Origin of the sequence: Aeromonas sobria (genome assembly GCF_000820145.1) — a bacterium.
Classification (GTDB): Bacteria; Pseudomonadota; Gammaproteobacteria; order Enterobacterales; family Aeromonadaceae; genus Aeromonas; species Aeromonas sobria.
In genome coordinates this window covers 110090-132078 of sequence record NZ_CDBW01000013.1, presented here as the reverse complement: position 1 = coordinate 132078, position 21989 = coordinate 110090, and the positions used below count along the sequence as shown (strand labels likewise).

Annotated in this window: 18 protein-coding genes; all 18 read left to right on the top strand. The window is 57.7% G+C overall.

Translation table 11 applies throughout. From position 1 onward, the window contains the following. Nucleotides 1-78 precede the first annotated feature (78 nt). Nucleotides 79-969: an ExeA family protein gene (locus BN1135_RS06255; RefSeq protein WP_042019673.1), complete on the top strand. Its 891-nt coding sequence runs from the start codon at nucleotides 79-81 to the stop codon at nucleotides 967-969. Further along, the gene (locus tag BN1135_RS06250) at nucleotides 966-2078 is read left to right on the top strand and encodes a tetratricopeptide repeat protein (RefSeq protein ID WP_042019671.1); all 1113 of its coding nucleotides are present in this window, start codon (nucleotides 966-968) and stop codon (nucleotides 2076-2078) included. The genes BN1135_RS06255 and BN1135_RS06250 overlap by 4 nt, the downstream gene beginning before the upstream one ends. A 68-nt stretch (nucleotides 2079-2146) precedes the next feature. Beyond that, nucleotides 2147-3853: an MSHA fimbrial ATPase MshE gene (gene mshE, locus BN1135_RS06245; protein ID WP_042019670.1), complete on the top strand. Its 1707-nt coding sequence runs from the start codon at nucleotides 2147-2149 to the stop codon at nucleotides 3851-3853. Between the two features lie 74 nt (nucleotides 3854-3927). Continuing rightward, nucleotides 3928-5148, top strand: coding sequence for a type II secretion system F family protein (locus tag BN1135_RS06240; RefSeq protein ID WP_042019667.1), 1221 nt, complete (start codon nucleotides 3928-3930; stop codon nucleotides 5146-5148). Between the two features lie 217 nt (nucleotides 5149-5365). Beyond that, nucleotides 5366-5827: a hypothetical protein gene (locus BN1135_RS06235; RefSeq protein WP_042019665.1), complete on the top strand. Its 462-nt coding sequence runs from the start codon at nucleotides 5366-5368 to the stop codon at nucleotides 5825-5827. A 77-nt stretch (nucleotides 5828-5904) separates the two neighbouring features. After that, nucleotides 5905-6576: a prepilin-type N-terminal cleavage/methylation domain-containing protein gene (locus BN1135_RS06230; RefSeq protein ID WP_042019662.1), complete on the top strand. Its 672-nt coding sequence runs from the start codon at nucleotides 5905-5907 to the stop codon at nucleotides 6574-6576. A gap of 14 nt (nucleotides 6577-6590) precedes the next feature. Then, entirely contained in the window at nucleotides 6591-7034 is a 444-nt protein-coding gene (locus tag BN1135_RS22615) for a prepilin-type N-terminal cleavage/methylation domain-containing protein (protein WP_042019661.1), read from the top strand. A 53-nt stretch (nucleotides 7035-7087) separates the two neighbouring features. Then, a complete protein-coding gene (locus BN1135_RS06220) occupies nucleotides 7088-7576 on the top strand; it encodes a prepilin-type N-terminal cleavage/methylation domain-containing protein (protein WP_042019659.1) in 489 nt (162 codons plus the stop codon). Then, the gene (locus BN1135_RS06215) at nucleotides 7563-8183 is read left to right on the top strand and encodes a type IV pilus modification PilV family protein (protein WP_042019657.1); all 621 of its coding nucleotides are present in this window, start codon (nucleotides 7563-7565) and stop codon (nucleotides 8181-8183) included. Before BN1135_RS06220 ends, BN1135_RS06215 begins: the two co-directional genes overlap by 14 nt. Next, nucleotides 8183-9112: a PilW family protein gene (locus BN1135_RS06210; protein WP_396027165.1), complete on the top strand. Its 930-nt coding sequence runs from the start codon at nucleotides 8183-8185 to the stop codon at nucleotides 9110-9112. Before BN1135_RS06215 ends, BN1135_RS06210 begins: the two co-directional genes overlap by 1 nt. 37 nt (nucleotides 9113-9149) lie before the next feature. Next, a complete protein-coding gene (locus tag BN1135_RS06205) occupies nucleotides 9150-9566 on the top strand; it encodes an MSHA biogenesis protein MshP (RefSeq protein WP_139245154.1) in 417 nt (138 codons plus the stop codon). Continuing rightward, complete coding sequence (locus tag BN1135_RS06200) at nucleotides 9563-13276, top strand: DUF6701 domain-containing protein (RefSeq protein ID WP_223290101.1); 3714 nt, start codon at nucleotides 9563-9565, stop codon at nucleotides 13274-13276. The genes BN1135_RS06205 and BN1135_RS06200 overlap by 4 nt, the downstream gene beginning before the upstream one ends. A 204-nt stretch (nucleotides 13277-13480) precedes the next feature. Then, nucleotides 13481-14521, top strand: a complete 1041-nt coding sequence (locus BN1135_RS06195; RefSeq protein WP_042019651.1) for a rod shape-determining protein — start codon at nucleotides 13481-13483, stop codon at nucleotides 14519-14521. Between the two features lie 42 nt (nucleotides 14522-14563). Further along, the gene (gene mreC, locus BN1135_RS06190) at nucleotides 14564-15454 is read left to right on the top strand and encodes a rod shape-determining protein MreC (protein WP_042019650.1); all 891 of its coding nucleotides are present in this window, start codon (nucleotides 14564-14566) and stop codon (nucleotides 15452-15454) included. Next, nucleotides 15454-15939: a rod shape-determining protein MreD gene (gene mreD, locus BN1135_RS06185; protein WP_042019648.1), complete on the top strand. Its 486-nt coding sequence runs from the start codon at nucleotides 15454-15456 to the stop codon at nucleotides 15937-15939. The genes mreC and mreD overlap by 1 nt, the downstream gene beginning before the upstream one ends. 2 nt (nucleotides 15940-15941) lie before the next feature. Further along, nucleotides 15942-16529 (top strand): Maf family protein, encoded by a 588-nt coding sequence (locus BN1135_RS06180; RefSeq protein ID WP_042019646.1) that lies wholly within the window; start codon nucleotides 15942-15944, stop codon nucleotides 16527-16529. 93 nt (nucleotides 16530-16622) lie between these two features. Continuing rightward, nucleotides 16623-18092 (top strand): ribonuclease G, encoded by a 1470-nt coding sequence (gene rng, locus BN1135_RS06175; RefSeq protein WP_042019644.1) that lies wholly within the window; start codon nucleotides 16623-16625, stop codon nucleotides 18090-18092. Then, entirely contained in the window at nucleotides 18093-21983 is a 3891-nt protein-coding gene (locus BN1135_RS06170) for a YhdP family protein (RefSeq protein WP_042019642.1), read from the top strand. Nucleotides 21984-21989: the final 6 nt, after the last annotated feature.

The window sequence follows — 21989 nt, the reverse complement described above, 5'->3', positions numbered from 1 at the left end:
CGCGGTCGCCCTTATCCCGAACGGCCTGTGCTGCCTTGCCAGCACCGGCTGCTTGCTCGCCGTGGCAGGTGATGTCTCATGTACCTGAGCCACTTCGGCCTGCAGGAGGCGCCGTTCAGCCTTACCCCCAATACCGGCTTCTACTACGGCCTGCCGCCTCACGAAGAGGCGCTGCAGGTGCTCAACTGGGCGCTGGCGCAGGGGGAGGGGTTTATCAAGGTGACCGGCGAGGTGGGCACCGGCAAGACCCTGCTCTGCCGCAAGTTGCTAAGCGAACTGGGCTCGGAAGCGTGTCCGGTGCGGCTCGCCTGGTTGCCCAATCCCCACCTCACCCCGGCCGAACTGCGTATCGCGCTGGCGCTGGAGTTGGGCTTGGCGGTGCGGGATCAGAGCGAACTGGATCTCACCGATCGGATCCATCGCCACCTGATCAGCCTGCATCAGCAGGGCAGTCGGGTGGTGGTGCTTATTGACGAGGCGCAGGCGCTGCCGGACGAAACCCTGGAGGCGATCCGCCTGTTTGGCAATCTCGAGACCGAGTCGAGCAAGCTGCTGCAGATCGTGCTGTTCGGCCAACCGGAGCTGGATGCCAGACTGGCCAAGCCGCACCTGCGCCAACTACGCCAGCGGATTGGCTTCTCTTACTGCCTGCGTCCGCTGCGTTTTGACGAGACCCGCGCCTATCTGGAGCACAGATTGCAGGTCTCCGGTTATCGCGGTGCGCCGCTGTTTGCCAGCAGCGCCATGCGCAGGTTGTGGCGGGCATCGCGCGGCATCCCGAGACTGATCAATGTGCTGGCGCAGAAGTGTCTGATGCTGGCCTACGGTCAGGGGGCGCGCCAGATCGACAGCCGGCTGGTGCGGCTCGCCATTCGTGATACCGAAGATGCCAGCCGCCTTGCGCCGTGGCGCTGGTGGCCGTTGTTACTGCTGCTGGGGTGTGCCCTGGCTTATGGAGTCTGGCCATGAGTGTAATCAACCAGATGCTCAAAGATCTGGATCAGCGCCAGCAAGGATCCGATGGTGTTGCCGTCTATATTGCCCCTGCACGCCAGCAGGGATGGTGGATGTTGCTGCTGACCCTGATCTGCGGGTTGGCGCTGGGGATCCTCGGTTGGCGAACCTGGATCTACTGGCAGCAGACCCATTTCGTTGCGGCAACCAGCGCAGTGGTCGCCCCCGATGTGGTGACGCGGGTCGCCGCGCCGGTTAGTCAGCCCGAGCCGGTCGAGGTGGCCGCAGCCCTGCCATTGCCACGTCACGAGGCTATCGCTGACGACGTGGCCGACGAAGATCAAGATGCTGTGTATCAAGATACAGGGGATGACGAGAGCGAGTTGGCTGATGGGGCACCTTTCGATGCCTCCAGTGATGTCGATGAGTCTGAACCTAGCGCTGAAGAGCTGCAGCCCGAGCTCTACGCCGAACTGGCGGCAGAGCAGCAAGCGGTCGCCGCTGCCCCGCGCAAACCGAGTGTATTGAAGATTGAGACGGTAGAGCTGTCGGCCAAAGAGCTGGCGGCACTGGCGGAGCGCAAGGCAACCACCGCCATGGCCAAGGGTAGCCTGCGCGATGCCCAGGATAACTACTATCAGGTGCTGGCCCACGACCCTTATAGCCAGGGTGCGCGCGAGCAGTTGGCCGGCTTGCTCTATGGCGAGGGCCGCCTGACCGAGGCCCGTCAGCTGCTGGAGGAGGGGATCCGCCTCAACCCGCAACAGCCTGATTTTCGCCTGCTGCTGGCCCGCCTTGCCATCAGCGAGGGACAACAACAACAGGCCCTTGGCTGGTTATCCGGTTATCAGCCGGATCTGGCCAGCAACATGGACTATTACGCCACTTGGGCCGGGCTGACTCAGGAGCTGGGCCAGAATGCAGATGCGGCGACGCTCTACGTGAAGCTGTTGCATCAGCAGCCGGATCAGGGCCGCTGGTGGCTTGGCCTTGGCGTGGCCGAGGATGGTCAGGGCCACAGTCAGCGGGCGCTTGATGCTTATCGCAATGCCTTGCTGCACGGCAACCTCGGCGAGGCGTCAACCAGCTGGCTGGAACAACGTATTGGCCAACTAGCCCCGTGATAAATCGCAGGTTCGATTAGCGAAGCGGGCTTGGTGGCGGGTTTTGAATCACATTTATCGGAGTAGTAATGGCACAACCCAGACTGAAAATGCGCCTCGGCGACCTGCTGGTACAAGAGCAGATCATCTCTGATGATCAGCTGCAGCTTGCCCTGCAGCAGCGTCAGACCGGTCGCAAGCTGGGCTCGACCCTGATTGACCTCGGTTTTATCAGCGAAGTGCAGTTGCTGCAGTTCTTGGCTCGTCAGCTGAATGTGCCCTTCTTCGATCTCAACAACCTCACCATCGATGCCGCCGCAGTGCCGCTGCTGCCTGAAGTGCAGGCGCGCCGTTATAGGGCGCTGGCAGTCAACCTCACCGACGACCGGGTGACTGTGGCCATGTCGGATCCTGCGGATCTGAGCGCACTGGATGCCATTGCCGCCTTGCTCAGCCCGCGCATCATGGTGCTGGCGGTAGCACGGGAAGGGCAACTGCTGGAGTACTTCGACCGCCTCTATCGCCGTACCCGCGAGATCGAGAGCTTCGCCGAACAGCTGCAGGAGGAGTATCAGGACTCCGGTTTCGAGCTGGGCTCCAGCAATCTGGGCGCCAATGACGAGGGGGAGGCGACGGTGGCCAAGCTGCTGCGCTCCCTGTTCGAAGATGCGGTGCAGGTGGGGGCCTCGGATATCCACATCGAACCGGACGAAAAGGTGCTGCGCATTCGCCAGCGGATCGACGGTATCCTCCACGAAAATATCCTCAACGAGGTGCGCATTGCCCAGGCGCTGGTGCTGCGTCTCAAGCTGGTGGCCGGGCTCGATATCTCCGAGAAGCGCTTGCCGCAAGATGGCCGCTTCAACATGAAGGTGCGTGGCCGTGATGTGGATGTGCGGATGTCCACCATGCCGGTGCAGTATGGCGAGTCGGTGGTAATGCGTCTGCTGGATCAATCCTCCGGCATCCTGTCACTGACTGACAGTGGCATGCCGCCGGATATCCTGACCCGTTTTCGCCGTCAGCTGCACCGTCCTCACGGTATGATCCTGGTGACCGGCCCGACCGGTAGCGGCAAGACCACCACCCTCTATGGTGCGCTCTCCGAGCTCAACCAGGCCAGCAACAAGATCATCACGGTGGAAGATCCGGTGGAGTATCGCCTCTCCCGCGTCAATCAGGTGCAGGTCAACCCCAAGATCGGTCTCACCTTTTCTCAGGTGCTGCGCTCCACCCTGCGTCAGGATCCGGACATCCTGCTGGTGGGGGAGATGCGGGACAACGAAACCGTGGAGATTGGCCTGCGCGGCGCCATCACCGGTCACCTGGTGCTGACCACCTTGCACACCAACGATGCCATCACCAGTGCCCTGCGCCTGATCGACATGGGCGCGCCGGGTTATCTGGTAGCGAGTGCGCTGCGCGCTGTGGTCGCACAGCGGCTGGTGCGGCGGGTGTGTGAGCACTGCGTCGAGGAGAGTGCGCCGGACGAAGGGCAGGCCACCTGGCTCACCGTGCTCTCTGGCGAAGCGCCGGGCCAGCACACGTATCACAAGGGCCGTGGCTGCCAGAGCTGCAACTTTACCGGCTATTCTGGCCGGATCGGGGTGTACGAACTGCTGGAGCTGGATCAACCGATGATGGATGCCCTGCGCCGTAACGATGCAGAAGGATTTGCCAAGGCGGCGCGTCAGCACGAACACTTCCGCCCGCTGGCGCTGACGGCGCTCGATTATGCCCGCCAGGGGATCACCTCGGTGGACGAGGTGCTGCGACTGGCCGAGGATCTGGGGTAAGCCATGACTCACTTCATTGCCAACACCTGCTATGGCTGCCATGACGCTAGCGCGCTGTGGGGCAGGTACATCTTATGAGTTCCTTTGCCTACAAGGGTCGTGACAGTCAGGGCAATGCCACCAGTGGCGTCGTTGAGGCGGCCAACGAGATGGCCGCTGCCGAACAGTTGATGCGCCGTGGGGTGATGCCGACCGAGCTTAAACCGGGCAAGGCCAAATCCGCCGCCATCGACTGGTCACTGCTGCTGGAAGGGGGCGTCAAGCTGGACGAGCTGGTGATCTTCAGCCGCCAGATGTATGCCCTGACCCGGGCCGGGATCCCGATCCTGCGCGCCATCGCCGGATTGGAGGAGAGTTCCCACAGCAAGCCGCTCAAGCGGGCACTCCATTCACTGGGGGAGGATCTGGGTAACGGTCGGCCACTGTCGAGCTCGATGCAGGCTCACCCCAAGGTGTTTAATAGCCTGTTTGTCGCCATCATCCATGTGGGTGAGAACACCGGTCAGCTGGAAGAGGCCTTCTTGCAGCTTGCCACCTATTTCGAGCTGGAGCTGGAGACCCGCAAGCGGATCAAGACCGCCATGCGCTACCCCAGTTTCGTGATGATCGCCATCGGCATCGCCATGGTGATCCTCAATATCATGGTGATCCCGGTGTTTGCCGGTATGTTCGCCAAATTCGGGGTGGAGTTACCGCTGGCGACCCGCATCCTGCTCGCCACTTCTCACTTTTTCGTCAACTACTGGTGGCTGCTGCTCGCCATGCTGGCGGGGATGGTGTTTAGCTGGCGTCGCTGGGTTGCCACTACCAAGGGCAAGCTGACCTGGCACAGATGGCAACTCAAATTGCCGATTGTCGGCACCATCATAGAGCGTTCCCTGCTGGCCCGGTTTGCCCGCAGTTTTTCCATGATGCTTAAAGCCGGCGTCCCGCTGAATACCGCCTTGACCCTGGTGGCCGATGCAGTGGATAACGCCTTTATGGCTGGCAAGGTGCGGGACATGCGCGCCGGTATCGAACGGGGCGAGAGCCTGCTGCGCACCGCCGGTAGCAGCGGCTTGTTTACCCCGCTGGTGATGCAGATGATTTCGGTAGGGGAAGAGACAGGTCAGGTCGATGATCTGTTGCACGAGGCGGCCGAGTATTACGAGCGGGAGGTGGATTATGACCTCAAGAGCCTTACCGCCCGCATCGAGCCGATCCTGATCGGGATCGTGGCAGTGATGGTGTTGATCCTGGCGCTCGGCATCTTTACGCCAATGTGGGACATGATGCGCGCGGTTCGCGGCAAGTAATCTTGCTGGAGCTGGATATCTTTACGTCCCAGTGGTGGAACATGATGAGAGCCGTAAGAGGCAAGTAACTCGGCATCTTCACACCTGAGTGGTGGGACATGATGAGGGCCGTAATAGGCAAGTAACTCGATATCTTCATGTCCCGGTGGTGGGGCATGATGCGTGCCCTCAGAGGAAAGTGACACCCTAAGCGTGGGTTTGGGAAGCAAAGGACGAAATGAGCAGACAGACGCAGCAAGATGATCGCTGGCTGGCGGGATATCGGCAGATTGCCGTTGTGATCTTGCTGCTGGTGATCGTCGCAACCCTGGTGCGCAGCTATCAGAGCAACCGGGAGGAGGCGCAGCAGCTCACCCTCACCCTGCTGGGAGAGCAGTTTGCCGAACGGGCACAGCGTTTGCACGGACGTTGGCTTGATGAGCGGCGTCCACCAGTGCTGCATGTGGTGGGAAAGGGGTGGCAGTTTGACGCCCGCGGTTGGCCCCTGGGGCTAGTGCCACTGCAATCCCCTTCGGAAAATTGCCGCCAGTTGTGGCTGGCGCTGGTGGGGGAGACGGACAGCGGCTTGCCTCCGCTGCAGTTTCTGGCCCGCCCCGATGGCAGCGGTTGCGAGATAGGTTGGGATAGCTATTGGCTTTTTTATCAATTTGCTGACGGACGAGTGATAAAAAAGCCTTGAATGAAGCTAATCATATGGTCCAAGTACATGATTTTTTTAGGCCAGCATGGAATAATGCCGGCCCTTACCAAGGGAGCATGTCAATGAAACCAATGGCACCATCAATGCCACAGAACGGGATGATGAGAGACGCATCAGGCTTCTCCCTGATTGAGCTGGTGATCGTGATCGTGATCCTGGGGATCCTGGCGGTAACCGCGTTGCCCCGTTTTCTCGATGTGACAGATGAAGCGAAAAAGGCCAGTGTGGAAGGGGTTTCCGGCGGTTTTGCTACCGGTGTCTCGCTGGTGCGGGCCCAGTGGGAAGCTGAGGGGCGAGCCAAGCAGGACAGCCTCAATACCGTGCTCTATGATGGCAGCCGTTTCTATTTGACCACGCCGACCGACAGCCAGATCAGCAATGGCGAACTGTCCCCCGGTTATCCGATGGATAGCGCCGCCAGCGGCACACCGGATGTGGACCCGACCAATCTGACCGCAGATCGTTGTCTCAATATTTGGGAGGGGTTACTGCAAAACCCGCCCAAGGCTACGGCCAGCTTCAATGAAGTGCGCGGTAGCGGGAATGACCTGAAATACTATGCCACAGTGAGCAGTAATGGCCTGAGTTCGGTCTGCCGCTACTATCTGGTCAATAGTCTGAGTAAGGGCAGTGATGGCAAGTATCAGGATCCGCAAGGCAAAACTGATGCATTTATGAGTTTCAGTTACCGTCCGGCCTCCGGTCAGGTGACCACCAATATTAATTAACAGAGGAAAGTGAAATGAAAAAACAGGCGGGTTTTACCCTGATCGAACTGGTTATCGTGATTATCATTCTGGGTATTCTGGCAGTTACTGCTGCACCCAAGTTCCTGAATCTGCAGGATGATGCTCGTAAGTCTGCAGCGCAGGGTGTTCAATCTGCACTGCAGAGTGCTGCCAATCTGGTTTATAGCAAGGCCGCTTTAGAAGGTCTTGAGGCATCGTCTTCTGCTGTATCTGTTGCTGGAACTACAGTTCAGGCTATTTATGGTTATCCGACTGCTGCGACAGTTAAAAATGCACTTACATTGGATGGCTGGTCTGTTTCTCCTGCGACTCCTACAGGAAGCACTGCAGATTTTTATCCTGATAATACAAAGGGTAACTCTTGTTATGTGACCTATACGCAGGCTGCTGATAAAGATACTCCTTTCAAGGTTAAATTGGCGGATACCTGTAAGTAAGCGTGCAAGCGAGGCTTCGGCCTCGCTTTCTCTTTTCACTGATGAGAACCTCCATGCCTGCAACCAAGGGCTTTACCCTGATTGAACTGGTACTGGTGATCCTGTTAATCGGGATTCTGGCCGCCTTTGCCGTGCCCAAATGGCTGGGCAAAGGCGGCTTTGAAACTCAAACCGTGCGTGACGAGCTGCTGACCCGGCTGCGGTTGGTACAGACCGTCAATATGCACGAACCGGCCAATCGTTGTACCTCACTGCTTGTTGAAGCGGGCCAATTTGGCCACAGCACAGAGTCCCCCTGTGACAATCCTGCGGCCATATCGAGTTGGAATCCCAATCAGCTCACCCGTGGTCGTCCAGTGACTCTTTCTGCCGGGATCACCCTCTCCTGGAACAATGGCAATACTCCTTTTGTTATCCGCTTTGATCAGATGGGGCGGCCGCTGGGCCCCTGTGCGACGGGTTGTACCCTGCAAGTAACCGATGGCCGTGAGACTAGCCGCATCAAGATTGAATCCGAGGGGTTTATCCATGAGATCCCTTAAGCGCGGTTTTACCCTGATTGAGTTGATCGTCGGCATAGTGCTGCTGGCGGTAGCCTTGACCGGAATTTTGGGGTTGTTGATCAATCAGGCGCCGCAGGCGGTGGATCCGGTGCAACAGGTGCGTGCCGCCCAACTGGCCCAGCGCCTCTCCGGTGAGATCCTGCAAAAGTCGTTTGATGAACAGTCGGATCATAACGGTGGTCGCTATCGCTGTGGCGAGACCTTCAATGGCCAGTTTTACGGGGACTGCAGTTGCCCTGTGGGTGTGGCTTGTACCCAGCAGCCTCCTGCTCCAGCCATCACCGGTTGGCAAGCCAGCGCTTATGGCCCAGATAGTGGTGAAGCGGCACCCTACACCTTTAATGATGTGGATGATTTTGATACTGCAGGCAGCTGGCAACAGGCCAGCTGGTTTACGCAAACCAGCGTGGTGACGAATAACGACGATGAGTATCGCAACTATCAGGTGAGGATCTCCGTCACGCCAGATAACCTGTTTGGAAGCTCGGGCCTTAAGGCGGAGTCTATCGGCAAGCGGATCCTGTTGCAGGTAAAGCTGCCGGATGGGAGCGTGCTCGACTTCTCCTTTTACCGGGGGAACTACTGATGGATCGCTCCGCTGTCGGGTGTTGCCTGCCTGCCCGAATGTCTGCTCCTGCAGCTACTTCCGACGTCCGATTACGCCTACCGGCTAATCGCACCTGCGCCAAACTGGGGCGTAGCCGGGGTTTTACCCTGGTTGAGCTGGTGATGGTAATCCTGCTGCTCGGCATCATGGCGACCTTTACCAGCCAGTTTATCGGTATCGGCACCCAGATTTATGGTGATGCCAGCAGCCGTGAGCAGCTGATGAGCGACGCCCGCTTCGCCATGGAGCGGCTTAACCGCGAACTGCGTGATGCGGTGCCGGGCTCGGAGCGGATCGAGACGACTGGCGGGACATGGGACGACACCGGTGCCTGTTTGCGGTTCTGGCCCATCAGCACCTCCAGCCGCTATCTGGCACTTAACCGCGCCATGTCGGGGAGCACGGCCACCCTTGAGCTGGTGATGGCGACCCCGGCTTCTGCTGCCAATCCGCTGGATGTGGATGCCACCGCCGTCAAAAAAGATGATCAGCTGATCGTCTTCCCCGTGCCGGACAAAAAAGTCGGTTCGCTCACGGCAGGCTGCGATTATGGCCGCTGCGTAGCCAAGGTCACGGATGTGCTGACGCCCGTATCCGGAGCGCAAACCATCCGCTATACCAGCACCGAGAGTCTGACTGGCCTCTCTCCAGGCAGCCGGGTCTACTTTGCCAACCAGCAGGTACGTTACTGTGTGGAAGGAAACACGCTGACCCGTGCCACTGCCCCCATTGGAGCATCCTTACCTGCACAGGGCGTGTTGATGGCGGATTCCCTTCGTATTGGCACCTTCTATCGGGAAACCTCGGCGTTTAACGCCGAAGGGGAGTTTGGTATGCGCTTTGTGTTCGAGCGCAAGGGGGAGTCGGTCACCTTCAACCACAAGATAGAGGTGTTCAATGTGCCCTGATCTACAGGCTTTCGGACGGATGCGAGGCAGCGCCTTGATGATCGCTCTGTTTGTGATTGTGGTGATGGCCCTGCTGGCGGCAGCTATGGGCCGTTTTCTGGTCGATAGCGGCGAGAAAAATACGGTGGAGGTGCGCAGCGTGCGTGCCCTGCTGGCTGCCCAAAGCGGGCTTGAAGTAGCGTTGTACCAGCTTTTTCCCAACCGACCGACCACGCCACCTGCGGCTCGATGCAGCTTGGTGCAGGCCTCGCGTCAGTTTAGCGAACTTGGGTTGACGGGCTGCCAGGTGGAGGTCAGCTGCAGGGAGATCGCGGTGACCTATAACAACCAGCCAAGCACAGGCTATCGGCTACAGAGTATTGGTCAATGTGGCACTGCTAATCCCAACAGCGCCAACCCCGATTTTGCAGTAAGCAGAACCCTGATGGCCGAAGCTTATGATGGAGCTAAATGATGAAATCTAGCCTTCACTTATTACTACTAAAAGCTGTTGCTATTAGTTTAACTACATTCAATGCTTACGCTTTTGATATTGATATAAATAAAGTTTTTCCTGCTGTTGTACAAGGTCACCAAGGTGGAAATAATACTGTATGTAGCGGTGTTAATAATGATGGGCTGGTTCAGTATGGCACTGCTAAAATATATGGTACCAATGCAGATTCGCTGAAATTTTGCACTATAAATGATTACCCACCTAATGATGGGTGTGATGATTTAAAAGGAGGCAGGATAACGTGTAAGTTAACGTCTCCTCCCGTGACAGCTCAAGGGATTAGTATAGAAGGTGGGAATAGCTTTAAATATACGTCATTACCGGAAAATAATGTTGAGTGTAATGGTGGTAGTGTGATAATTGGTGATGGTGAAAATAACTTTGGCCAAGTAAGCATAAATGGTGGTTGCAAAGATTTCAGCATTTTGCCAAAAGAAAAAGAGGTGTTCATTAACGTCCTTAATGTAAATAAAGATATAACATTAGGGCCTGGGGATTACTGGATTGAACAACTTAACCTGTCTGCTGGAAAGGCTGTCAAATTAATTGGTGATGTTAGAGTTTTTGTAAAAAACAATTTTGATATCAATGGTTTTTTTAATTCAGATGCGAACGGAACAGCTTCGGAACGCTCATTGCTATTGTTTGGTTACTCTGATGTGAAACCAAACTCCAATTCAGCGCTTACTGGCTACGTATATTCTGCTGGTGCCGTGGTGATAAATTCAAACTCGGTAATAAATGGGCGAGTCACAAGTGAAAGCCTGACAATGAATAGTAATGGCATCATAAGAGATACCGTACAGAAATTTGAACCTGAGTTGCAATGTTTTAACGATGATTTTAATTCATTAGCACTCAAGCCTGAATGGGTAGTTAAAACCAGTAAAGGTACATTTTCCCCTTCTATTCAAGAAGGGCGCTTGCGTTTAACAGAAGATAAAAATGATCAAGCCACCTCATTGACCTACCTGAAATTATTTCCTGCGGCTAATAACCTGGTAACGGTAGAGTTCGATCATTCCGCTTATGGTGGTACTGGTGCAGATGGTATTGCCATGGTGTTGTCAGACGCCAAGATAACCCCTCAGCCGGGTGCATTTGGTGGACCGCTGGGGTATGGCCATAAAGGCAGTACTGCACCCGGATTCGCAGGTGGCTGGTTGGGTGTCGGCATTGATGAATTTGGTAACTTTTCTGCTGAAGGCGGTAGTAATAATCAACCTAGCCGCAAGAATTCAATTGCTATTCGAGGCTCGGGCTCCGGTACGACTGGATATCGGTATCTGTATGGTTCAGCAACTCTGAGCCCTCCGATACACAATGGTAAAGGTTACCCTACCTTCCCACATCGCTATCGCTTGACTGTTGATTCCCGTTCGGGAAATAAAACCATGGTTTCGCTGGAGAGAAATGTCGGTGCTGGCTATGCAGCTGTGTCTGGCATTTCATCATTTGATGCCATTAAGGAACCTGGGCAGTCCCCTATACCCGAAAACTTTTATTTGTCGTTCACTGGTTCAACGGGTGGTTCAAACAACAAACATGACATCGACAACGTAAAGATATGTGCTTTGAAAGTGAACCCTGTCGGGGTTCAGGTGCATCATTTTGAGTTTTCCCATTCAGGGCAGGGAATTACGTGTCAACCAGAAGAAGTTACGATTAAAGCCTGTGCCAATGCAGATTGCTCGCAATTGATGTCAGAAACGGTGACGGCGGCACTTACTCCCCATCCTATTACGAATGGTGGCTGGTCGTCAGGCAGTGGTTTAAATAATGTCAACAATGGCATTGTGACCATTACTAATGGTGCCACCAAAGTGATGTTGAGTAATTATTCGGCCAATTCAATCACTATGGGGGTGTCAAGTTCGACTCCGCCACTGCGGCCACAGAGTGATACCTTGTGTCGATCTGGTTCATTAGGGCCCGCGAAACAATATTGCACGCTCCCGTTTGCCGATGCTGCACTGCGTTTCAATGTGCCCACCTTCTATGCCGGTGCCTCGGGTGTTACCTCGATCCGCGCTATCAAATCAAACGATGCGGGGGCGACCAAGGTATGTGTGCCATTACTGACCGGTAATCAGACCCTCCAATTTGCATCGACCAAGGTCGTCTCTGAGGTCAGTAGTGCCGTGCCGATGGTCAATAGCACAGCTGTCGCACCATCGGGAAGCGTTATCGTGCCGTTTAATGGAGATGGTGTTGGTCAGCTGACAGTGCAATACCCGGATGCGGGCGTGCTGCGGTTGGACGCTACTTTCCAAAAAAGCGATGCCACAGGTACCCTCAAGCTGATTGGCAGCGACACGTTTGCGGTGTTGCCAAGTTCTATTCTATTGCGAGGTCAGGACCAACCTGCTTGTAGTGGAGCAGATGATACAAGCTATATGGCCAACTGTGGCGTGTATAGCAAGGCTGGTGCAGAGTTCACGCTGCAGGCCCAGGCGCTTAATCAACTGGGGGACCTTACCCCCGGTTTTGGCGCGACAAATTTGGCCGTGCAATGGGCGAGGCTGGCCCCACTAACAGGCGTGAATGGCACAGTGTCACCGGCCTTGTTATCTATCTCTAAAGGCGTGAGTAGCACGATAGCAAAGTGGGATGAAGTGGGGGTGCTCAAGGCGGGTATTACTGATTTTGTGCCCTATCCAGGTTATCAGGACGAGACGCCCCAGTTGAAGGTGCCATTGCGCTGGAGTGAACCCATCGGCCGTTTTGTGCCTTGGGATTACAGGTTGAGTGGTGGTTTTATTACGCCAGCCTGCAATGCCTTCACATATATGAGTCAACCCTTTGCCAGCGGTTTTGTCATCACTGCGCGCAATCTGCAGCAAGGAACGACACAGAACTATCAGGGGGCGTTCGCTAAAGGGGTTGCTGAGATGGTGGCGGCCAATGCTCTGGATGGGGTTGCGCGTGACAAGCGTATTACACTATCTCCCTCGCTCAGCTGGGCAAGTGGTATTGCGAGCGTTAATCAGCAGTCACCTTTCGGGCTGAATACCCGCTTTGATCGTGCTGCTAGTCCAGAGGCACCGTTCGCTTCGTTGAGCTTTGGTATCAAAGTCGATGATAAGGATGGCAGTAACACGCGCTTAGCGACGCCGAATATGAATGCGGCTGTAGCAGGAGCCTGCGTTGGGGCTAGTTGTGATGCCGTGCGGCTGGGCACTCAAAAACTGTTGTATGGCCGCCTTTTGGCAGGGACTGAGGCCGGTGTTGCGTCGGCACCGCTGGCCATTCCACAGCGGATGCAATATTACGACGGGGGCAACTGGCTGCTGAATAAGGAAGACCAATGTACCCAGCTCTCTTTGGCCAATCAGGGGTTCACTTTCATCAACCCGAGCCAGACCTTTGATGCGGCGACCCGCGAGTTGAATCTGGGGGCGGGTCGCAAGATCAAGCTGGGGTTGGGAAGCTCGGCACCGGGTGGTGATGCTGCGCTGGCGAAAGACGGGGAGATCCTGTTCCACTTTGCCAAGCCGGATATCTCGGTACGCATCCCCTACAAGGTCGATTTGGCAAAACAGCCATCTTCGCCGACGTGGTTGTCTGAACCGGCGAGTGTCAATGAGAGTAATCTGAAAGGGGAGGCCATTTTCGGCTCCAGCCGTGGTAATGACAGAATTATTTATCGACGTGAAGTGATGCAGTAACGGAGATGGGGGGATGGATCTTCCGGATCTTACCCCCTATCTCCTTGTTTATTAGCGTTTGTAAGCCCGCGGCAGTGAGTGATGACTCGCACTTTTGTCGCGACTGATTGACTGGCGACAGTTTGAGCGCTTGCCCATTGGGGTGGGCATTGGTAAAGTTAGCCGGTTTTCTGCACCTCCAAATTCTTAGGATTTCCCGTAGCCATGTTTAAAAAGCTCAGAGGCGTTTTTTCCAACGATCTGTCGATCGATTTGGGAACTGCCAACACCCTGATCTATGTAAAAGATCAAGGGATCGTCCTTAACGAACCCTCAGTTGTCGCCATTCGCACAGAGCGCGGGAACGCCAAATCGGTCGCTGCTGTCGGTCATGCCGCCAAGCAGATGCTGGGCCGTACCCCAGGCAACATCTCTGCCATCCGCCCGATGAAAGATGGCGTGATCGCTGATTTCTACGTGACCGAGAAGATGCTGCAGCACTTCATCAAGCAGGTTCACGACAATAACTATTTCCGCCCCAGCCCCCGTGTGCTGGTGTGCGTGCCGTGTGGTTCCACTCAGGTCGAGCGTCGCGCCATCAAGGAGTCCGCGCTGGGCGCCGGTGCCCGCGAGGTCTACCTGATCGATGAGCCTATGGCTGCTGCTATCGGTGCTGGCCTGCCAGTCTCCGAAGCAACCGGTTCCATGGTGGTTGATATCGGTGGTGGTACCACTGAAGTGGCCATCATCTCCCTGAACGGTGTGGTTTACTCCCAGTCCGTCCGTATCGGTGGCGACAAGTTTGATGAAGCTATCATCAGCTACGTCCGTCGCAACTACGGCAGCCTGATCGGTGAAGCCACTGCCGAGCGGATCAAGCACGAGATCGGTTCCGCCTATCCGGGTGAAGAGGTGCGCGAGATTGAAGTGCGTGGCCGTAACCTGGCTGAAGGTGTACCGCGCAGCTTTACCCTCAACTCCAACGAGATCCTGGAAGCGCTGCAAGAGCCGCTGTCCGGTATCGTCGCTGCTGTCATGGTGGCGCTGGAGCAGTCACCGCCGGAACTGGCGTCCGACATCTCCGAGCGCGGCATGGTGCTGACCGGTGGTGGCGCACTGCTCAAAGACATCGACCGTCTGCTGATGGAAGAAACCGGCATTCCTGTTGTCGTTGCTGAAGATCCCCTCACCTGTGTGGCCCGAGGTGGCGGCAAGGCGCTGGAGCTGATTGATATGCACGGTGGCGACCTGTTCCACTACGAATAAGACCCAAAGCCGGCCAGCGTGCCGGCTCTTTTTTGACGACCCATGAAACCCATTTTTGGTAGAGGCCCTTCGCTTCAGTTACGGTTGTTTCTCGCCGTCATCATCTCCATCGCTGCCATCGTCGCGGATTCCCGCTTCGGTGTGTTTACCCACGTCCGCGTCTACCTCAGTTCGTTAGTCAGTCCCCTGCAATACATGGCCAATGCGCCCGGTACCCTGCTCGACACCATGTCGACCCAGGTGCAGACCCGTGCCGATCTCATCGAACAGACCAAGCTGCAGGAACAACAGCTGTTCACCCTGCGTTCCCGTTTGCTCAAGATGGATCATCTGGAGCACGAGAACCAGCGGCTGCGCGAGCTGCTCGGTTCGCCGGTGCATAAAGAGTCCCGCAAGATGGTGGCCGAGCTGCTGTCGGTGGATTCCGATCCTTTTAGTCATCAGGTGCTGATCAACAAAGGTGCGCTGAATGGCGTCTATAACGGTCAGGCGGTGATCACTGATCAGGGGGTGATTGGTCAGGTGCTCCATGTGGGCTCCACCACCAGTCGCGTGCTGCTGATCACCGACTCCAGCCACGGCATTCCGGTGCGGGTGCTGCGTAACGACTTGCGCGCCATCGCCTCCGGCAGTGGCGAGCTCGACACGCTGGAGCTGCGCAACCTGCCGCGCAACACCGATATTCAGGTGGGTGATCTGCTGGTGACCTCGGGTCTTGGCGGCCGTTTCCCGGAAGGGTATCCGGTGGCGACCGTGACTCGCTCCGAGTATGTGGAGGGCAAGCCCTTCGCCCAGGTCGAAGCCAAGCCGCTGGTGGAGCTGGATCGCTTGCGTTACTTGCTGCTGCTGTGGACCGACAAGAATCCTGAAGTGCATGATGAGGTTGGTGAAGCTGCCGCGCCGGCTGCGTCCGCCGCAGGAGCGACGCGCTGATGCTACAACCCGCCAGTGGCAGGATCTGGATCTGGATTTCGATCCTGCTGGCCTTGAGCCTGTCGATCCTGCCGCTTCCTTTCGAATTTGATCCCTTCCGTCCGGACTGGTTGGCCATGGTGCTGATCTACTGGGCGCTGGCTTTGCCCCATCGCACCAACGTTGGTACCGCCTGGGTAGCTGGTCTGCTGCTGGATGTGCTGCTTGGCAGCACCCTCGGTGTGCGGGCGATGGCGATGGCCATCACCACCTATCTGGCAGCCTTCCAGTTCCAGAAGATCCGCAACTTCTCCCTCTGGCAGCAGGCCCTGATCATCGGTGGCCTCTCACTGGTGGGCAAGATGACGATATTCTGGGCCGAGCACCTGTTCAGCCAGGCCAGCCTGAATCTTGCCTATTTCTGGTCGACGTTGACGACGATGTTAATATGGCCCTGGGTGTTTCTGGTGCTGCGCAATCTGCGGCGCCGCTTCAACATTAGGTAAAAATGAACAAAAACAACGAACCACAACTCTATCTCGCCTCGGCTTCTCCCCGCCGCCGTGAGCTGCTGACCCAGCTTGGCTACCGCTTTGAGGTATTGAAACTGGATGTGCCCGAGCAGCGGGAAGAGGGTGAAAAGGCGCAGGATTATGTCTGCCGCCTCGCCCGTGACAAGGCCACCGCCGGTGTCGCCGCCGCACCGACGGCTTTACCTGTGCTCGGTGCCGACACTATTGTGGTACTGGGGGATCGGGTGCTGGAAAAGCCCTCCGATCTGCTGGACGCCAAAGATATGCTGGAGGCACTCTCCGGCAAGGTCCATCAAGTGATGACGGCGGTGGCGCTGGCCAGCAAGGACCGTTGTGACGTTCGTCTGGTCAGCACCAATGTGGCGTTTCGCAAACTGGACGAGGCCGAGATCGAGGCCTACTGGCAGACCGGTGAGCCCTGTGACAAGGCCGGGGCTTATGGCATTCAGGGCATTGCCGGCAAGTTTGTCAGCCGTATCGAGGGGAGCTATAGCGCCGTGGTCGGCCTGCCCCTGCTGGAGACGGACCTGTTGATCAAGCATCATCTGGAACAGCTCAAATAATTTCCCGTCAGCTGTGCTCTGCTGCGTTTCCCTTGCGCGCGTTGTACCGGATTGGCTCTATAGAATTCAAAACTGGAACAGGCAAGGTTACTTATGTCAGTAGAACTGCTGGTTAACGTTACTCCCTCTGAAACCCGGGTTGCGCTGGTCGAAAACGGCCTGCTGCAGGAAGTGCATGTCGAGCGTCAGGCCAAGCGCGGCATTGTGGGCAATATCTACAAAGGCAAGATCAGTCGGGTGCTGCCCGGTATGCAGGCGGCATTCGTCGATATCGGCATGGACAAGGCCGCTTTTCTCCATGCCTCCGATATCGTGCCCCACACCGAATGTGTGGCAGTCAAAGAGAAAGAGCAGTTCCAGGTCGGCAACATCGCCGAGCTGGTACGCCAGGGTCAGGACATCATGGTGCAGGTGGTGAAAGATCCGCTCGGTACCAAGGGGGCCCGTCTCACTACCGATATCACCCTGCCATCCCGCTATCTGGTCTTTATGCCGGGCAGTGCCCACGTCGGCGTCTCCCAGCGTATCGAATCCGAAGGGGAGCGGGAGAGACTCAAGCGCACCGTGGCTAGCTATGTAGATGATCTGGGTGGCTACATCATCCGTACCGCCGCCGAAGGGGTGGGTGAGCAGGAGCTGGAGCAGGATGCAGCCTTCCTCAAACGGCTGTGGCGCAAGATCCTCGAGCGTAAGCAGAAGTATCCCCCTTGCAAGATCCTCTACGAGGATCCCAGCCTGGCATTTCGGGTGGTGCGTGACTTTGTCGGTGCCGAGCTCGACAAGATCCGGGTCGATTCACGCCAGAGCTTCGATCAGCTCAAGCGCTTCACCGAGGAGTACGTGCCGGAGCTGGCCAACAAGCTGGAGTATTACTCTGGCGAGTCGCCGATCTTCGATCTCTATGATGTAGAGAACGAGATCCAGCGGGCGTTGGAGCGCAAGGTGGAGTTGAAATCTGGCGGTTACATCATCATCGACCAGACCGAAGCCATGACCACGGTGGATATCAACACCGGCGCCTTCGTCGGCCATCGCAATCTGGAAGAGACCATCTTCAACACCAACGTCGAGGCAACGGCGGCCATTGCCCGTCACCTGCGCTTGCGCAACCTCGGCGGCATCATCATCCTCGATTTCATCGATATGCAGTCCGAAGATCACCGCCGTCGGGTGCTGCACAGTCTGGAGCAGGCGCTGTCCAAAGATCGCGCCAAGACTAACGTCAACGGCTTCTCCCAGCTCGGTCTGGTAGAGATGACCCGCAAGCGCACCCGCGAGAGTCTGGAGCATGTGCTCTGCTCTGAGTGCCCGGAGTGCAAGGGGCGTGGTCGGGTCAAGACGGTGGAGTCGGTCTGCTTCGAGATCCTGCGCGAGCTGATCCGGGTCAACCGTGCGTATGATGCGGATCAGTTTACCGTCTATGCGGCGCCAGCCGTGGCCGATTATCTGCGTGGCGAAGAGTCCCACAGTCTGGCTGAGCTGGAGGTGTTCATCGGCAAGCAGGTGAGGGTGGTGAGCGAGCCCCTCTGCGGTCAGGAGCAGTTTGACGTGGTGATGATGTAATTGGTCTATCGCTGGCTGAGTCGGGGCTGGTTTGCCCTGGGGATCCTGTTCGTACTGTTGGCCATGATGGTCACTTTGGTGCGGGTCGGTGGTCCTTTGCTGAACCAATACCGGGAGAGTCTGATCCACACTCTGCTGGGGGATTCACAACTCAAGGTCAGCGTAGGTCAGGTGGGACTGGACTGGACACAGTCCGGCCCTGCCCTCGAACTGCAGCAACTTGCCATCGCCCCGGATTCGGGGCGTTTTACCGTACAGCTCGGCAAAGCCTGGGTGCATCTCGACTTCTGGCGCACCCTCAATCAGCTCAAGCCGGTGTTTGGCGAGCTGATCCTCAGCGACGGCGACATTACCCTCGATTTCAGCCAGCCAGCCAATAGCCGCGAGCCCGAGGGAGACGCGCAGCAAGGTGCCTTGCTGCGCTTTCTGCTGACCCAGCTCACCACCTTTGATGTACATAACACCCGCCTTAGTGTCACCACCTCCGTTGGTGATTTGCGGGCCCTCGATATTGCCCAACTGCGCTGGCAGAACCGCGGCAAACGCCATCAGGGGGTCGGCAAGGCCTATCTGATCAACGGGGTGGGCGAAAGCACCATCGACCTGATCCTCGAAGTCGAAGCTCCCAGCGCTCGCCTCGACCGTCTCAAGGGGCAGCTCTATCTGGGCGCCCGCCAGCTCGATATCAGCCCCATTCTTGCCAAAATTCATGCCGGTGAGCCGAAACTGGCGGGCCAGATCGATTTTCAGCTCTGGAGTGAGTTCGACCACGGCAAGCTGGGCAACACCTTGCTGGAATTTGGCAACAACTACCTGATTTGGAAGGATCTCAAGGATCAGAGGCTGCATCGTCTCGGGCTGGATGGTGGCAAGATCCAGTTGCGCCGTGATGGCCAGAACTGGCAGTTGGCCAGCCACAATGTGATTTTCAAGCTGGATGACAAGCCCTGGCTACATAGCCGGTTGCAGCTGGAGCGGGTCGGTGAGCGAGTGCAAGGCTATGTGCCGCAGATCGATCTCGATCAGATCGCCCAGCTGAGCCAGCTGGTCTCCGGGATTTACCCTGCCCAGAGTGAACTGCTCAAGCAGAGCAAGCCCAAGGGCAAGCTGACCGATTTGACCCTGCAGGCCGATGCCGGGTGGCAGGATCTCTCCCTCAGCGGCCAAATCGCCCATGTGAGCTTGAACGCCTGGCACGATGTGCCCGGCTTTGGCGATCTCAACGGTGAGTTCTGGCTGACCCCCAAGGGGGGCCGCGTCAGTGTGGCACTGCTCAGCGACAAGCTGGATCCGGCCCGCCATTTCAAGGAGCCGATCCCGGTGGACCGCCTCTCGGCCCGCCTCGACTGGTGGCGTGAGGCGCAAGGGTGGGTGCTCTATGGCCAGGATATCGCGCTGGATAACCCGGACCTGACTCTGGCCAGCCGCTTTCGGCTCGATCTGTTCGAACACCCCTTTCTGGCGCTGACTGGCCGCATCGACGTGAAGAACGCGGGCAACGCTGATCGCTACTACCCGTTACAAGTGATGGACAAGGGGCTGGTGGACTACCTGAGCGGCGCACTCAAGGGTGGCAAGGCCAAGGGTGCTGACCTGCTCTGGTATGGGGAGTTCAGGGATTTTCCTTATGAGCAGGGCGAGGGCATCTTTCAGGTGGCGGTGCCCCTTGAGCAGGCCACCTACCAGTTCTTCCCCGGTTGGCAATCGCTGACTGACTTGCAGATCGATCTGCTGTTCCAGAACGCCAGTCTCGATATGCGCAGCCGTTCGACCATGCTGGGCAAGGCGAGCTCTGACTCGGTGCATGCCTGGATCCCGAGCCTCTCTCCCGGCGGCCATCTCTACGTGGATGCCAAAGTGCAGGGTGAGGGCCAAGCCATCAGTGACTACCTGCAGGACTCCCCGCTGGGCAGTTCGGTGGGGCAGGCGCTGCGGGAGATCGAGATCCGCGGCCCGATGGCCGGTTCGGTCAAGCTCGATATCCCTCTCGATGGCGAGAGCGAGGTGAAGGCGAGCGGCGATGCCATCTTCAGCAACAACAAGGTGCGGGTCGCCAGTCTGGATCTGCCGCTGGAGAAGGTGCAGGGGCGCCTCGAATATGACAACGAGCAGACCCGTTTCAGCAATCTCAAGGCGAGCCTGTGGAATCAGCCGCTGACCCTCGACTATCAGGGGCGTCAGCATCCGGATCACTATCAGGTCGACCTCAATTTCAAGGGGCAGTGGGATAGTCGCCGCCAGCCAGCAGCCATCTCCTCATTCGGTATCCTCAACGGCCGCAGCAACTGGGGCGGCAAGCTGGGGCTGACCCTGCCCGAGAGCAAGCCGTTCAGCTTCCAGCTGGCGATGGACTCCAACCTGCAGGGGATGGGGCTGGATCTGCCGTTGCCGCTGGCCAAGGTTGCCAGCAGCCGTCTACCGCTCAAGGTGATCGCCCGTGGCCGGGATGGCAGCGCCGACATTCGCGCCGTGCTGGGTGCCGATGTGGATATGCAGACCCGACTGGTCTACGGCGAAGGGGTGCCCTACCTCAGTCGGTTAAGGGTCGATGTGGGGCAGCCTGGCGCCCGGGTACTACGGGATGTGCCCATGCTGCTTGCCATCAACCAGCAGGAGGCCGACGTGGGCGGCTGGCTGGCGCGACTCAAACAGTGGTTGCCGGCGCAGAACCAGACCGGCAATGCGGTGGTCGGCCCCTCCTTCCTGCCGCAGGAGTGGTGGGTAGACGGTCAGTTGGCCCGCGCCTATATCGGCAGTGCTACCCTCAAGGCGACCCGCTTCACCGTGGGGCCGACCAATCAGGCGACCGAGGTGATGATCGACAGCCCCGATGTGATGGGGGTGATCCGCCTGCCTGCGGTGGCCAATCGCCCGGTGGATGCCAAGTTTGCCCGCATCCACTGGTCCGGCAAGAGTTCGGATCTCAGCCCGGATCCTGATGCCAAGCAGGACAACGCCATCATGGCCTCCATTCCCTGGCTGCAGGTGAGCTGTGTCGATTGCCGCTTTGGCGAATTGCCGCTCGGTGAAGTGAAAGGGGAGCTGGTGCCCGGCGCCAACAAGGTGACCCTCAAGGGGCTGGATGTGCGGCTGGCGGGTAGTCAGCTCACCGGCAGCGTCGATTGGCTGGCTGATGGCAACCGGATGCAGACCCGCGCCCGTGGCAAGCTGACCAGCAATAACAGCGAGCTGCTACTCAAGCGGCTCGGCTACACCTCGCCCATCGGCGATGCCCCCGGCTCCCTCGCCTTTGATCTGAACTGGCAGGATGTGCCCTATCGTCCGAGCCTGCCGACTCTGGGGGGAAGTGCCAACTATCAGCTGGAAGGCGGCACCCTGCGGGAGGTCAACGACAAGGGGGCACGGCTGCTCTCCCTGCTTAGCCTCGACTCCCTGTTGCGTAAGCTGCGCCTCGATTTTCGCGATGTGTTCGACAAGGGCTTCTACTTCGAATCCATGTCCGCCTCTGCCACCATCAAGCAGGGGCAGGTCAGCAATGATGATTTCTATATGAAGGGGGCGGCAGGTAACCTGCGCGGCGAGGGGATCGCCGATCTGGTGCGCTGGCAGCTCGACTACGAGCTGAGCTTCTCCCCCAATCTGGGGGGCACCTTGCCGGTGGTGGCGGCCTTCTCCATCACCCCGGTCACAGGCCTCTACGTGCTGGCCCTCTCCAAACTGCTGGAGCCGGTGGTGGATGTGGTGACCCGCATCGATTTTCGCATCTCGGGCCCGCTCGACGCACCCAAGCTGATCGAAGCGGGGCGGGATCGCGCTCGCATCAAGCTCAACCAGCAGCAGAAACAGGCGGTCGATGCGGCGGCGCCCACGCTGCCAGCGGCCACCCCTTTCCTGCTGAATCCACAACCGGGTAGCCCGCGCCAGCCCTGATGCTGG